The sequence below is a fragment of the Streptomyces sp. NPDC000594 genome (assembly GCF_040299965.1).
Classification (GTDB): domain Bacteria; phylum Actinomycetota; class Actinomycetes; order Streptomycetales; family Streptomycetaceae; genus Streptomyces.
Genome location: NZ_JBEPCY010000014.1, coordinates 94,347 through 107,969, shown reverse-complemented (window position 1 = coordinate 107,969; position 13,623 = coordinate 94,347). Strand labels below are relative to the sequence as shown.

Sequence of the window (13,623 nt, the reverse complement as noted above, 5' to 3'; positions counted from 1 at the left end):
TACCTGAGGGCCCCCTCGATGCCCGAGGGGGCCCTCAGGCGTCCGGGCGGGGCGGGAGGAGGCGTCAGGTGCGGGCGGACCAGAGATACCGGTGCTCGGGGCGGCCGGTCTCGCCGTACTTCAGACTGAGCCGCACCCGGCCCGTCCGCTCCAGCAGCTTCAGATAGCGCTGCGCGGTCTGTCGGCTCACCCCCGCCCGTTCGGCGATCTCCTGGGTGGAGAGCGGCCCTTCGGCGGTCAGCAGGACCTGCCGCACCACCTCGGCGGTGGTCGGTGAGTGCCCTTTGGGCAGATCGGGGGCGATCGAGCCGGCCGAGAGGGCGCCGAAGATCCGGTCCACCTCGGCCTGTTCGGCCTCGCCGCCGCCGCCCAGGGTGCGGCGCAGTCCCGCGTACGCCTCCAGTTTGGTGCGCAGGCCGGCGAAGTTGAACGGTTTGACCAGGTACTGGAGGGCGCCGTGCCGCATGGCCGCCTGGACCGTGGCCACGTCCCGGGCGGCCGTCACCATGATCACGTCGGTGTGGTGGCCGAGCCGCCGCAGCTCCCGGACGACGGCCAGGCCATTGCCGTCCGGCAGATAGTGGTCCATGAGGACCAGGTCGGCGGGGGAGTCGGCGATCCGGGCGAGGGCCTCGGCCGCGGAGTGGGCCTCGGCGCAGACCCGGAAGCCGGGCACCTTGGCGACATAGGCGGCGTTGATGCCCGCGACCCGGATGTCGTCGTCGACGATCAGGACCTCGATGGGCCGGTCGCCGCCGCCGTGCGGGGTCGTGTCCCGGGAGCCCTGCCCCGGGGCGGCGCCCACCGCCCCGGCGGCCGTGGCGTTGTTGACCGTACCGCTGTTCATCGCTCTGCCTCCGCTGCCGTGGCGGGCCTCGGCTCCGGTTCGGGGTCCGCCAGTTCCGTCAGTGCCTCCGGGAGGACGACGATGAACTCGGCGCCGCCGCCCTCCGCGTCGCGCACCTGGGCGCTGCCGCCCTGGCGCTCGGCGAGCCGGCGGACCAGGGCGAGGCCCAGACCGCGCTTGCCGTGGAACGGCAGCTCCTTGGTGGTCCATCCCTCGGTGAAGATCTCCTCCCGCCGCTCGGGCGGGACACCGGGGCCGCTGTCCGCGACCCGCAGGACCGCCGTACGGCCCGCGCAGGACAGCTCGACCTCGATCCGGGGATCGGCCGAACCGGCCGCCGCGTCCATGGCGTTGTCCACGAGGTTGCCGACGACGGTGACCAGGCCGCGCGGGTCCACCAACCGGTCCGGGAGCAGGGTGGCGGGGGCGATCCGCAGGGAGACCCCGCGTTCGGCGGCCACGGTGGCCTTGCCCACCAGCAGGGAGGCGAGCAGGGGGTCGTGGACCTTCTCGGTGACCTGTTCGGCGGTGGCCCGGTGCACCCCGACCACCTCGGTGACAAAGTCGACCGCCTCGTCGTGCATCTCCAGCTCCAGCAGGCCGAGGAGGGTGTGCATCCGGTTGGCGTGCTCATGGTCCTGGGCGCGCAGGGCGTCGATCAGGCCCCGGGTGGAGTCCAGCTCCCGGCCCAGCCGTTCCAGCTCGGTGCGGTCGCGCAGGGTGGCGACGGCGCCGCCGTCGTCGGTGGGCATCCGGTTGGTGATCAGCACCCGGTGGCCCCGGACGGCCACCAGATCCTCGCCGGTGACCCGTCCGGCCAGGACATCGGTGGTACGCCCCTCGCCGAGCACCTGGCCGAGCGGGAGCCCCCGGCCGTCGTTCTCCAGCCCGAGCAGCCGCTGGGCCTCGTCGTTCATCAGCCGGATCCGGCCGTTCGCGTCCAGGGCCACCACACCCTCGCGGATGCCGTGCAGCATGGCCTCCCGTTCCGCCAGCAGTGCGGAGATATCGGAGAAGGCCAGGTCATGGGTCTGCCGTTGCAGTCGGCGAGAGATCAGATAGGCGGCGATGGCCCCGGCGGCCAGCGCCCCGCCCGCATACAGCAGCAGACCGGGGATGGCCGAGAAGAGACGGTCGCGCACGCTGTCGTACTCGATGCCGACGGAGACCGCGCCGATGATCCGTCCGTCCTCGCCGCGCAGGGGGACCTTGCCCCGGGCGGAGCGGCCGAGGGTGCCGCTGTCGATCTCCATGACCTCCCGGCCCGCGAGCGCGGCGCTGGGGTCGGTGGAGACCAGCCGGCCGATCTGCTGCGGGGAGGTGTGGGACCAGCGGACCCCGCTCATGTCCATGATCACGACATACTCGGCCCCGGTGGCCGACCGGATCCGCTCGGCCTCCGCCTGGGCCGGTCCGGTGGGGGTGGGGCGGGTGGTCGTCAGAGCCTCGACGACCTGCGGGGACGCGGCGGTCTGCGCGATGGCCAGGGCCCTGCGCATCGCCTGGTCGTCCAGCTGGGCGGAGAGCGGCGCGAGAAAGAAGCCGGTGGCGAGAACGGTGACACCGGTGGCGATGGCCAGCTGCATCAGCAGGACCTGGGAGAACACCCGCTGCGGCCAGCCGATCCGCCGTCGGCGGGGCGGGGCGGTCGATTCCGGGCTCATGTCTATGAACGGTAGACGGCGGGATGGCCTTTCCGAAATCCACCCCTGCTCCGGATCGGCTCCGGCCCGGCTCCGCCCCTGCTCAGCGGCCCGGTCCGCCCCGGTGGCCGCCCCCGGCCGGGGGCCTCCGGTGGCCAGATTTCCTGCGGTCGGATCTCCGGCGGTCAGATCTCCGGCGCGGGCAGGGGGCGCGGCGGGCGCGGGCCGATGTACTGGCCGCTGGGCCGCAGCCGCAGGGGCTGTTCCCCGTACTCCTCCAGGGCATGGGCGATCCAGCCGGCCGTCCTGGCCACCGCGAAGATCGTCTCACTCGCCTCGGTGGCCATCCCGAACCCGGCCGAGAGGGTCCCCAGGGCGAGATCGACATTGGCGTTCAGCGCCATCTGGCGCGCGGTCACCGCCTCCACCTCGCGGGCCGCCGCCAGTGCGGGAGCCGCGGCCGGGATCGCCTCCAGGGCGGTGAGGAGCGCCTCGGCACGGGGGTCGCGCCCGGGGTAGAGCCGGTGCCCGAGCCCCGGCACCGGGCGGCCCGCCCGCAGATGGTCGGCGACGACCGCCGCCGCGCTGCCGCGCTCCAGCACCTCGGTGAGCATCCGGTGGGCCAGCCCCCCGGCGGCGCCGTGCAGCGGGCCGTCCAGGGCGCCCAGACCGGCGGAGACCACCGCGTACGGGTGGGCGTGCGCGGAGGCCGCCACCCGGACGGCCAGCGTGGAGGCGGCCAGATCGTGGTCGATGAGCAGCGCCAGGGCCAGATCGAGGACGCGTACGGCCGCCGGGTCCGGCTCGGCGGGGGTCAGCCGCGCCCACAGCCGCCGGGCGATGGACTCCGTACCGGAAGTACCGGAAGTACCGGAGGTCTCGGGATTCCCGGAAGCACCAGAGGCTCCGGCGGTACCGGAAGCACCGGCACGGGAGCCGGAGGGGCCGCCCAGCGGCGGCAGGGCGTCGACCAGGGTCGGCACCAGCATCCGGGCGCTCCCCAGCACCGCGTCCCGTCCCAGGTCGAAGCGGACCGGGTCGGTGACGGCCGCCGCGACCGCCGCCGCCCGCAGCCGGTCCGCCGAGCCGCTCGCCGGGGGCAGCGCGGCGACCGCGCGCCGGGCCGCCGCCAGGGCCCCGGCCGGGGCGGTGAAACGGATCCCCGGCCGCAGCCGTCCCGTCCACAGCCATTCGGCGACGGTCTCGTACGAGTGAAGCCGGGCCAGCTCCGTGGCATCGACGCCCCGGTAGTAGTACCGGTCCTTGTCGATCAAGGTGATACCGGTACGGATCCGCTGGGTGACCTCCGTGCCCGGGGCGCTCTCCCGGCGGTTCCGCCGGGCCAGCGCGTCGACCTCCTCGGGGTCGAAGGTGCTGCCCCGGCCGCCGGGGTCGCGCCGGCTGTCCAGCAGGCCCCGGCTGACATACGCGTACAGCGTCGCGGGCTTCACTCCCAGCCGTTCGGCGGCCTCCCGGGTGGTCAGCCGTGCCGCGTGCGCCGATTGATCCGTCATGGGGACACCGTACCCACCCCCATACACATTGATTCAATCAATATTGACACTGATCGAGTCAAGGATGGAGAGTCGAATCAATATTTGAGGAAGTGCTCGATGGACCCCACCCGGGGCCGGCTCGATCGGCCCCGGGGTCCGACAGAGGAGACCGATGCTCCCCATGAACAACGCCGACACCACCGCCACCGCCACCTCCGAAGGCGTCGCCGTACCCCGTGGACTCGCGGGCGTCGTGGTGACCGACACCGCCCTCGGCGATGTGCGCGGACGTGAGGGCTTCTACCACTACCGCCAGTACTCCGCCGTCGACCTGGCCACCGTCCGGGGGTTCGAGGACGTCTGGCATCTGATGGTCCACGGCCGGCTGCCGGACGCCGCCGAGCGGGCCGCTTTCCACGCCGCCACCGCGCCGCTGCGGCGGCTCCCCGCCGAGGTGCGCTCCGCGCTCCCCGCCATCGCCCGCGCCAGTGCGCCCGCCGGGCCGCTCGCGGGGCTGCGGACCGCGCTCTCGCTGCTCGGGGCGGCCACCGGGATGCGGCCCGGGTACGACCTGGACCCCGAGGCCCGCCGGGCCGACGCGCTGACCGCCTGCGCCGCCGTCCCCACCCTGCTCACCGCGCTCCACCGGCTCGGCCGGGGGCTGGAGCCGGTGGAGCCCCGGGACGACCTGCCGTACGCCGCCAACTACCTCTACATGCTCACCGGGACCGAACCCGCGCCCGACCGCGCACGGGCGATCGAGCGCTATCTCATCGCCACCGTGGACCACGGCTTCAACGCCTCCACCTTCACCGCCCGGGTGATCGCCTCCACCGGCGCCGATGTCGTCGCCTGTCTGACCGGTGCCATCGGCGCCCTCTCCGGGCCCCTGCACGGGGGTGCGCCCAGCCGCGCCCTGGACACCCTCGACGCCATCGGCACCCCCGGGCGGATCCGGCCCTGGGTCACCGAGCGGGTCCTCGCGGGCGACCGGATCATGGGCTTCGGCCACCCCGTCTACCGCACCGAGGACCCCCGCTCGCGGATGCTGCGCTCGATCGCCCAGGAGTTCGGCGGGCCGCTGGTGGAGTTCGCCGTCCAGGTGGAGAAGGAGGTCGTCGCCGTGCTGGCCGAGCTGAAGCCGGGGCGGGAGCTGCACACCAATGTGGAGTTCTACGCGGGCGTGGTCATGGAGCTGTGCGGGCTGCCCCGGGAGATGTTCACCCCCACCTTCTGCGCGGCCCGGGTGGTGGGCTGGAGCGCCAATATCCTGGAGCAGGCGGCGGACTCGAAGATCATCCGACCGGCGGCCCGCTATGTCGGCCCGCCTCCGCCGCAGCCCGTGCCCGCCGTCTGAGAGACCCCCGGATGACCCGTCCCACCAGCACCGCCCCGCCCGCCCGCACATCTGCCGCCCCGGAGGCCGCTGCCGTCCCAGAGGTCCCCGTCGCCCCGGCGGCCGGGCGGATCCCCGTCGTCGTTCTCGCCGGATTCCTCGGTTCCGGCAAGACGACCCTCCTCAACCATCTGCTGCGCACCTGCCGGGGCACCCGGATCGGCGCCATCGTCAATGACTTCGGCTCCATCGAGATCGACGCCATGACCGTCGCCGGCCAGCTCGGCGACTCCACGGTCTCCCTCGGCAACGGCTGTCTCTGCTGCGCCGTCGACAGCTCCGAGCTGGATGTCTTCCTGGAGAAGCTGGCCCGGCCCGCCGCCCGTCTCGATGTGATCGTGATCGAGGCGAGCGGTCTCGCCGAACCGCAGGAGCTGGTGCGGATGGTGCTCGCCGGGGAGAACGAACGGATCGTGTACGGGGGGCTGGTCGAGGTCGTCGACGCGGCCGAGTTCGACGCCACCCGGGAGCGGCATCCGGAGATCGACCGGCATCTGGCCGTCGCCGATCTCGTCGTCCTCAACAAGACCGACCGGGTGGACCCCCCGGCCCGGGAGCGGCTGCGGGCCGCGCTCGGGGCGGTCGCTCCGGCGGCGGCGGTCGTGGAGTCGGTGCACGGGAGGGTCGACCCCGCGCTCTTCTTCGACCCCCGGCCGGGCCGGGAGCGGGTGGGCCAGCTGGCCTTCGAGGATCTGCTGGAGCCGGAGGAGACCGGCCACGACCACTCCGCCCATCTGCACGCCGCCTATGACAGCGTGGACTTCACCGCCGATGGGCCCCTGCACCCCCGGCGGCTGCTGGACTTCCTGGACTCCCGGCCGCGCGGGCTGTACCGGATCAAGGGGTTTGTGGACTTCGGGGCCCGGGATCCGCGCAACCGCTACGCGGTCCACGCCGTCGGCCGGTTTCTGCGCTTCCACCCCGAGCCCTGGCCCCCGGGCGCGCGGCGCCGCTCCGAACTGGTGCTCATCGGCTCCGGTATCGACGCCCCGGCCCTCGGTGAGGCGCTGGAGCACACCCGGGTGACCGGTCCCGCGGAGGATGTCGCCGATGAGCGGAGCATGTGGGGCGTACTGCGCTATGTCACCGGTCCGGAGGCGGACGGCCTCGGTCCGGAGGCGGACGACCCCGGTCCGGAGGAGCCCGAGTGGTACGCGGAGCCCTCGGCCCGGCCCTGAGCGACCGGGCCACGGCCCTGAGCGGCCGAGCCCGGCCCTGAGGCCCCGGCGGCCTTGAGCCCCAGGCCCCGGCCGCCCTGAGCGCCGGAGCCCTTCAAGGACAGAGCGGGCCGGGAGCGAGGTGACGACCTCGCTCCCGGCCCGCTGTCATCCGTCCGCCCAGCGGCCCCGGCAGGGCTCCGCCGGGGCCACGGCAGGGCCCCGGATCAGCGCGGCGGGCCCGCCAGCACCGCGACCGCCGACTCGGGCACGATGCCCGAGCCGTCCCGGCGCGGGTCCGGCTCCGGCAGTGTGGCCGGTGTGCCGTTCTTCTGCGCCGCGCGGGCGGGCGCCTCGCCCGCCCAGGCGAGCACCAGCACATCCTCACCCTTCAGGAACCGCTGGCAGCGCACCCCTCCGGTGGCCCGGCCCTTGCGCGGATACTGGTCGAAGGGGGTCAGCTTCACCGAGGTCGCCGAGTCGTCCAGCGCGTTCGCCGAGCCGGCGGCCGTGAAGACCACCGCGTCCGCCGCCGGGTCGACCGCCGTGAACGACAGCACCCGCGACCCGTCCGCCAGCTTCACCCCGGCCATACCGCCCGCCGCCCGGCCCTGCGGCCGGACCTGCCCGGCCGGATACCGCAGCAGCTGCGCGTCCGAGGTGATGAAGACCAGATCCTCGTCGCCCGTGCGCAGCTCGGACCCGCCGATGATCCGGTCGCCGTCCTTGAGGCTGAAGACCTCCAGCTCGTCCTTGTTCGCCGGATAGTCGGGCACCACCCGCTTGACCACACCCTGGAGGGTGCCCAGCGCCAGCCCCGGCGAGGACTCGTCCAGCGTGGTCAGACAGACCAGGCTCTCGTCCGCCTCCAGCGTCAGGAACTCCGACAGGGGCGCCCCGCCGGAGAGGGTGGGCGCGGTGGCCGTCTGCGGCAGCTGCGGCAGATCGATCACGGAGAGCCGCAGCAGCCGGCCCGCCGAGGTGACCGCGCCGATGTCGCTCCGGGCGCTCGACAGCACCGAGGAGACGATCAGATCGTGCTTGGCCCGCCGCTCGCCCGGCTCCGGCAGGGGCTCACCGGTGGCCGTGCGCGCCAGCAGACCGGTCGAGGAGAGCAGCACCCGGCAGGGGTCGTCCGCCACCTCCAGGGAGACCGCGGGGGCCGGGACCGCCCCCGACTCCAGCAGCACCGTGCGGCGCTCGGTGCCGAACTTCTTCGCCACCGACGCCAGTTCGCCCGAGACCAGCTTGCGCAGCTCGGCGTCGGAGTCCAGGATCCGCGTCAGCGCCTCGATCTCCTCGGTCAGCCGGTCGCGCTCGCTCTCCAGCTCGATCCGGTCGAACTTGGTCAGCCGCCGCAGCGGGGTGTCCAGGATGTACTGGGTCTGGATGTCGGAGAGACCGAACCGCTCGATCAGCCGCTGCTTGGCCTGCGCCGAATTCTCGCTGGAGCGGATGAGGCGGATCACCTCATCGATGTCGATCAGCGCGACCAGCAGCCCCTCGACCAGGTGGAGACGGTCGTTGCGCTTGCCGCGCCGGAACTCGCTGCGCCGCCGCACCACGGTGAAGCGGTGGTCCAGATAGACCTCCAGCAGCTCCCGCAGCCCCAGGGTGAGCGGCTGGCCGTCCACCAGCGCCACATTGTTGATCCCGAAGGACTCCTCCATCGGGGTCAGCTTGTAGAGCTGCTCCAGCACCGCCTCCGGGACGAAGCCGTTCTTGATCTCGATGACCAGGCGCAGCCCATGGGCGCGGTCGGTGAGGTCCTTGACATCGGCGATGCCCTGGAGCTTCTTCGACCCGACCAGATCCTTGATCTTGGAGATCACCTTCTCCGGGCCCACCGAGAACGGCAGCTCGGTGACGATGATGCCCTTGCGGCGGGCGGTCACGCTCTCCACCGTGGCGGTGGCACGGATCTTGAAGGTGCCGCGCCCGGTGGCATAGGCGTCCTTGATGCCCGCGAGCCCCACGATCCGTCCGCCCGTGGGCAGATCGGGACCGGGGATGAACCGCATCAGGGTCTCCAGATCCGCGCCCGGGTAGCGGATCAGATGCCGGGCGGCGGCGATGACCTCGCCCAGATTGTGCGGCGGCATATTGGTCGCCATACCGACCGCGATGCCCGACGAGCCGTTCACCAGGAGGTTCGGATAGGCGGCGGGGAGCGCCACCGGCTCCCGCTCCTGCCCGTCGTAGTTCGGGCTGAAGTCCACCGTGTCCTCGTCGATGGACTCGGTCATCAGCGAGGTGGCGTCCGCCATCCGGCACTCGGTGTACCGCATCGCGGCGGGCGGGTCGTCATTGCCCAGCGAACCGAAGTTGCCATGGCCGTCGACCAGCGGCACCCGCATGGAGAACGGCTGGGCCATGCGCACCAGGGCGTCGTAGATCGAGGCGTCGCCGTGCGGATGCAGCTTGCCCATGACCTCGCCGACGACCCGGGCGCACTTCACATAGCCCCGGTCCGGGCGCAGCCCCATCTCGTTCATCTGATAGACGATGCGGCGCTGTACCGGCTTCATCCCGTCCCTGGCGTCCGGGAGGGCGCGGGAGTAGATCACCGAATAGGCGTATTCGAGGAAGGAGCCCTGCATCTCGTCGACGACGTCGATGTCGAGGATCTTCTCCTCGAAATCGGGCTGCGGGGATTTCGTGCTGCGGCGGGCCATCGCGGCTGCTGCTCCTTCACGGACCGGATCGGGAACTGTCGCCGCCCATTGTGGACTGTCGCACTGACATCACCGACCGCGACCCGGTGAACGACACCGGCCCGCCCACCGTACCCACCGCTGGTCACCCCGCCGGACGCACCCGCTCCGTACCGGATTCCCACCTGTCACGGGCCCGCCGGCGGGCCCCGCGGGAGCCCGGCACGGACCGCCGGGCGGAAGGGAGCGCGGAAGAGGGGAGCGCGCGGTAAGCACTTCGCCAGGTGTCGCTCCGCTTGCATACAGTGGCATCGCTGGGAAAACAACACCCAACAGCATCGCGATCGAAGGGACGTACATGCCCATGGGTCACACGGCCACAGCTCAGGCCGGTTCGGGCGGCCTGACAGCGACGGAGCACCGGCTGGCCAACGGCCTGCGTGTGGTGCTCTCCGAGGACCACCTGACCCCGGTCGCCGCGGTCTGCCTCTGGTACGACGTCGGATCCCGCCATGAGGTCAAGGACCGTACCGGCCTCGCCCACCTCTTCGAGCACCTGATGTTCCAGGGCTCGCACCAGGTCAAGGGCAACGGCCACTTCGAACTGGTGCAGGGGGCCGGCGGCTCCCTCAACGGCACCACCAGTTTCGAGCGCACCAATTACTTCGAGACCATGCCCGCCCACCAGCTGGAGCTGGCGCTCTGGCTGGAGGCCGACCGCATGGGCTCCCTGCTGGCCGCCCTCGACGACGAGTCGATGGAGAACCAGCGCGACGTGGTCAAGAACGAGCGCCGCCAGCGGTACGACAACGTCCCGTACGGCACCGCGTTCGAGAAGCTCACCGCCCTCGCGTACCCCGAGGGCCACCCGTACCACCACACCCCCATCGGGTCCATGGCCGATCTGGACGCCGCGACGCTGGAGGACGCCCGCGCGTTCTTCCGTACCTACTACGCGCCGAACAACGCGGTGCTGTCGGTCGTCGGCGACATCGACCCCGGGGCCACCCTCGCCTGGATCGAGAAGTACTTCGGCTCCATCCCGGGCCACGACGGCAAGCCGCAGCCCCGGGACGGCTCCCTGCCGGACACCATCGGCGAGCAGCTGCGCGAGGTGGTCGAGGAGGAGGTGCCCGCCCGTGCGCTGATGGCCGCCTACCGGCTGCCGCACGACGGCACCCGTGAGTGCGACGCCGTCGATCTGGCGCTGACCGTCCTCGGCGGCGGTGAGTCGTCCCGGCTGCACAACCGCCTGGTCCGCCGCGACCAGACGGCCGTCGCCGCCGGGTTCGGCCTGCTGCGGCTGGCCGGCGCGCCCTCGCTGGGCTGGCTGGATGTGAAGACCTCCACCGGTGTCGAGGTGGAGCGGATCGAGTCCGCCGTCGACGACGAGCTGGCCCGGTTCGCCGAGGACGGTCCGACCCCCGAGGAGCTGGAGCGCGCCCAGGCCCAGCTGGAGCGGGAGTGGCTGGACCGGCTCTCCACCGTCGCCGGCCGCGCCGACGAACTCTGCCGGTACGCGGTCCTCTTCGGCGACCCCCAGCTCGCGCTGACCGCCGTCGACCGCATCCTCGATGTCACCGCCGACGAGGTGCGGGCCGTCGCCGCCGCCCGGCTGCGCCCCGACAACCGCGCGGTGCTGGTGTACGAGCCGCTGGCCGCCGACGCCGCCGACGCCGCCACCGGGAACGACGCGAACGACCAGAACGACGCGACCACCGAGCACGCAGAAGGGGCGGGCCAGTGACCGACGCCGAGCCGCTGACCACCATGGACTTCCACCCCCGGCCCGAGGCGGGGCAGCCGAGCCCCTGGGCCTTCCCCGCGCCCGAGCGCGGCGGCCTCGACAACGGGCTGACCGTGCTCCGCTGCCACCGCCCCGGTCAGCAGGTGGTGGCCGTCGACATCCTGGTCGACGCCCCGCTCGACGCGGAGCCGGAGGGCCTTGACGGCATCGCCACGATCATGTCCCGGGCGCTCTCCGAGGGCACCGACAAGCGCTCCGCCGAGGAGTTCGCCGCCGAGCTGGAGCGGTGCGGCGCGACCCTCGACGCCCATGCCGACCACCCGGGTGTGCGGGTCTCCCTGGAGGTCCCGGTCTCCCGGCTGGCCAAGGCGCTCGGCCTGGTCGCCGAGGCGCTGCGGGCCCCCGCCTTCCTCGACGGGGAGATCGAGCGGCTGGTGCGCAACCGGCTGGACGAGATCCCCCATGAGCTGGCCAACCCCTCCCGCCGCGCCGCCAAGGAGCTGTTCCGGGAGCTGTTCCCGGCCACGCACCGGATGTCGCGGCCCCGGCAGGGCACCGAGGAGACCGTCGCCCGGATCGACGCGGCGGGCGTACGCGCCTTCTTCGAGGCCCATGTCCGCCCCGCCACCGCCACCGCGGTCGTCGTCGGCGATCTGACCGGTGTCGACCTGGACGCCGTGCTCGCCGAGACCCTGGGCGAGTGGACGGGCGACTCCCGCGACCCCCGCCCCGTACCGCCGACCACCGCGGACGACACCGGCCGGGTGGTCGTCGTCGACCGTCCCGGGGCGGTCCAGACCCAGCTGCTCATCGGCCGGATCGGGCCGGACCGGCACGACCGGGTCTGGGCGGCGCAGGTGCTGGGCTCGTACTGCCTCGGCGGCACCCTCACCTCCCGGCTCGACCGGGTGCTGCGCGAGGAGAAGGGCTACACCTACGGCGTCCGCGCCTTCGGCCAGGTGCTGCGGTCCGCGCCGGACGGCACGGGCGCCTCGCTGCTCGCCATCAGCGGCTCGGTGGACACGCCCAACACCGGTCCGGCCCTGGCGGATCTGTGGCAGGTGCTGCGGGTGCTGGCGGCCGAAGGGCTGACCGACGCCGAGCGGGACACCGCCGTACAGAACCTCGTCGGTGTCGCACCGCTGAAGTTCGAGACCGCGGCGGCCGTCGCGGGCACCCTGGCGGACCAGGTCGAGCAGCATCTGCCCGACGACTACCAGGCCACCCTGTACGCACGGCTCGCCGCGACCGGCACCGTGGAGGCGACCGCCGCCGTGGTCAGCGCCTTCCCGGTGGACCGGCTGGTCACGGTGCTCGTCGGGGACGCGGCGCAGATCGTGGAGCCCGTCAAGGCCCTGGGCATCGGCGAGGTCACCGTGGTGACCGGCTGACCTTCCCCCGGGAAGGCCCGATCGGGCCGGCCGGAGCCCTGGTGTCCACTCCCACCAGGGCTCCGGTCATTTTTCGTGGCGTCTGTCCGCTTTTGAGGGAATGTCATGGGGAACTCGCCTGTCTGTGGTGTGGCATACCCAACAAAATCCGCCGTCTGTTTGGCGAACCGAAGGCGCCGCCCGTAGCGTCAGTGCGGCTGTTCGCCTGCTGTACGCCGCATCCGCGGCACGGACAGTCATCGCCGAATCCCCCATGGGTGTGAGCCCGGGGGAGCCGGGGACCCACCGTCCCCAGGGGTGAATCGGACGCCTTCGCTCCGTGCGGAGGGGCCCGTAGGAGACCTTCCTGCTCCGAACCCGTCAGCTAACCCGGTAGGCGAGAAGGAAGGAAAGGATCAGCCTCTACATGGCGTTGACCCGCTCCACCGGGAAACACCGTGCCCCGAGCCGTGCGAAGCGCCGCGGCGCGAGCATCGCCGGTGCCGCCACGCTCGCCACCACAGGGGTCTGCGGCGCCCTCGCCACCCCGGCCTTCGCCGTGGCGGACGACGTCTCCAAGGCGCCCGCCACCGCCGAGGACACCGGCACCTTCATGATCCTGGCCGCCGACGCGGAGGCCGACTCCCTCGCCGACGAGGTCAACGACCAGGCCCTCACCCAGAAGCGCGAGGCCATCGCCCGCGAGGAGGCCGTCAAGGAGGCCCGCCGCAAGGCCGAGGCCCGTGAGCGGGAAGCCCGTGAGGAGCGTGAGCGCGCCGCCCGTGAGGCCGAGCGCGAGCGGCTGATGAAGACCTACACCTCACCGGTGGCCGGGTCCCATGTCTCCACCGGCTACCAGACCGGCGGCGCCTACTGGTCCTCCGGCAGCCACTCCGGCATCGACTTCCACGCCTCCGAGGGCACCGCCGTGGTCTCCGTGGGCGCGGGCACCGTGGTCGAGGCCGGCTGGGGCGGCGCCTACGGCAACAATGTCGTGATCCGGATGAACGACGGCTCGTACACCCAGTACGGCCATCTGCTGGCCGTCCAGGTCACCGCCGGACAGAGCGTGATGCCGGGTCAGCAGATCGGCCTCGCGGGCTCCACCGGCAACTCCACCGGCGCGCACCTCCACTTCGAGGCCCGCAGCGGCGCCGAGTACGGCTCCGATGTGGACCCCGTCGCCTATCTGCGCTCCCATGGGGTCGGCATCTGACACCCCGCCCCCCAGAAGTCTCACCGAGAGCCCCCGGCGCCTGGAATCCACCCAGTGCCGGGGGCTCTCGGCGTACTGGCCGGAAGAGAGCGGCTTC

General features: G+C 72.7%; 9 protein-coding genes and 1 riboswitch. Of the genes, 5 read left to right on the top strand and 4 right to left on the bottom strand.

Translation table 11 applies throughout. From position 1 onward, the window contains the following. Nucleotides 1-64 precede the first annotated feature (64 nt). The 3 genes from ABT354_RS20765 to ABT354_RS20755 all read right to left on the bottom strand — a co-directional run bounded on the left by ABT354_RS20765 (nt 65) and on the right by ABT354_RS20755 (nt 4,004). Nucleotides 65-847 carry a DUF7342 family protein gene (locus ABT354_RS20765; protein ID WP_351495841.1) on the bottom strand — a complete coding sequence of 261 codons (783 nt, stop codon included), beginning with the start codon at nt 845-847 and terminating at the stop codon, nt 65-67. After that, nucleotides 844-2,511 (bottom strand): sensor histidine kinase, encoded by a 1,668-nt coding sequence (locus tag ABT354_RS20760; RefSeq protein ID WP_351495839.1) that lies wholly within the window; start codon nt 2,509-2,511, stop codon nt 844-846. The genes ABT354_RS20765 and ABT354_RS20760 overlap by 4 nt, the downstream gene beginning before the upstream one ends. 164 nt (nt 2,512-2,675) lie before the next feature. Continuing rightward, nucleotides 2,676-4,004, bottom strand: a complete 1,329-nt coding sequence (locus tag ABT354_RS20755; protein WP_351495837.1) for a citrate/2-methylcitrate synthase — start codon at nt 4,002-4,004, stop codon at nt 2,676-2,678. 163 nt (nt 4,005-4,167) lie between these two features. Here ABT354_RS20755 and ABT354_RS20750 point away from each other — a divergent pair, with 163 nt between their 5' ends. Further along, a complete protein-coding gene (locus tag ABT354_RS20750) occupies nt 4,168-5,343 on the top strand; it encodes a citrate synthase/methylcitrate synthase (RefSeq protein WP_351495835.1) in 1,176 nt (391 codons plus the stop codon). Nucleotides 5,344-5,354: 11 nt separating this feature from the next. Further along, nucleotides 5,355-6,560, top strand: a complete 1,206-nt coding sequence (locus ABT354_RS20745; protein ID WP_351495833.1) for a CobW family GTP-binding protein — start codon at nt 5,355-5,357, stop codon at nt 6,558-6,560. Between the two features lie 206 nt (nt 6,561-6,766). Here ABT354_RS20745 and ABT354_RS20740 read toward each other — a convergent pair whose 3' ends face one another. Further along, nucleotides 6,767-9,214, bottom strand: a complete 2,448-nt coding sequence (locus ABT354_RS20740) for a DNA gyrase/topoisomerase IV subunit A (RefSeq protein WP_351495831.1) — start codon at nt 9,212-9,214, stop codon at nt 6,767-6,769. A gap of 343 nt (nt 9,215-9,557) precedes the next feature. Between ABT354_RS20740 and ABT354_RS20735 the strand changes: the two genes are divergently transcribed. The 3 genes from ABT354_RS20735 (at nt 9,558) to ABT354_RS20725 (ending at nt 13,526) form a co-directional block, all read left to right on the top strand. Further along, nucleotides 9,558-10,940 carry a M16 family metallopeptidase gene (locus ABT354_RS20735; RefSeq protein ID WP_351495977.1) on the top strand — a complete coding sequence of 461 codons (1,383 nt, stop codon included), beginning with the start codon at nt 9,558-9,560 and terminating at the stop codon, nt 10,938-10,940. A 23-nt stretch (nt 10,941-10,963) separates the two neighbouring features. Next, nucleotides 10,964-12,331: a M16 family metallopeptidase gene (locus ABT354_RS20730; protein WP_351495975.1), complete on the top strand. Its 1,368-nt coding sequence runs from the start codon at nt 10,964-10,966 to the stop codon at nt 12,329-12,331. Nucleotides 12,332-12,561: 230 nt separating this feature from the next. Continuing rightward, nucleotides 12,562-12,724: riboswitch (cyclic di-AMP (ydaO/yuaA leader) on the top strand. Nucleotides 12,725-12,737: 13 nt separating this feature from the next. Next, nucleotides 12,738-13,526, top strand: coding sequence for a M23 family metallopeptidase (locus ABT354_RS20725; RefSeq protein WP_351495829.1), 789 nt, complete (start codon nt 12,738-12,740; stop codon nt 13,524-13,526). The last annotated feature ends 97 nt before the right edge of the window (nt 13,527-13,623 follow it).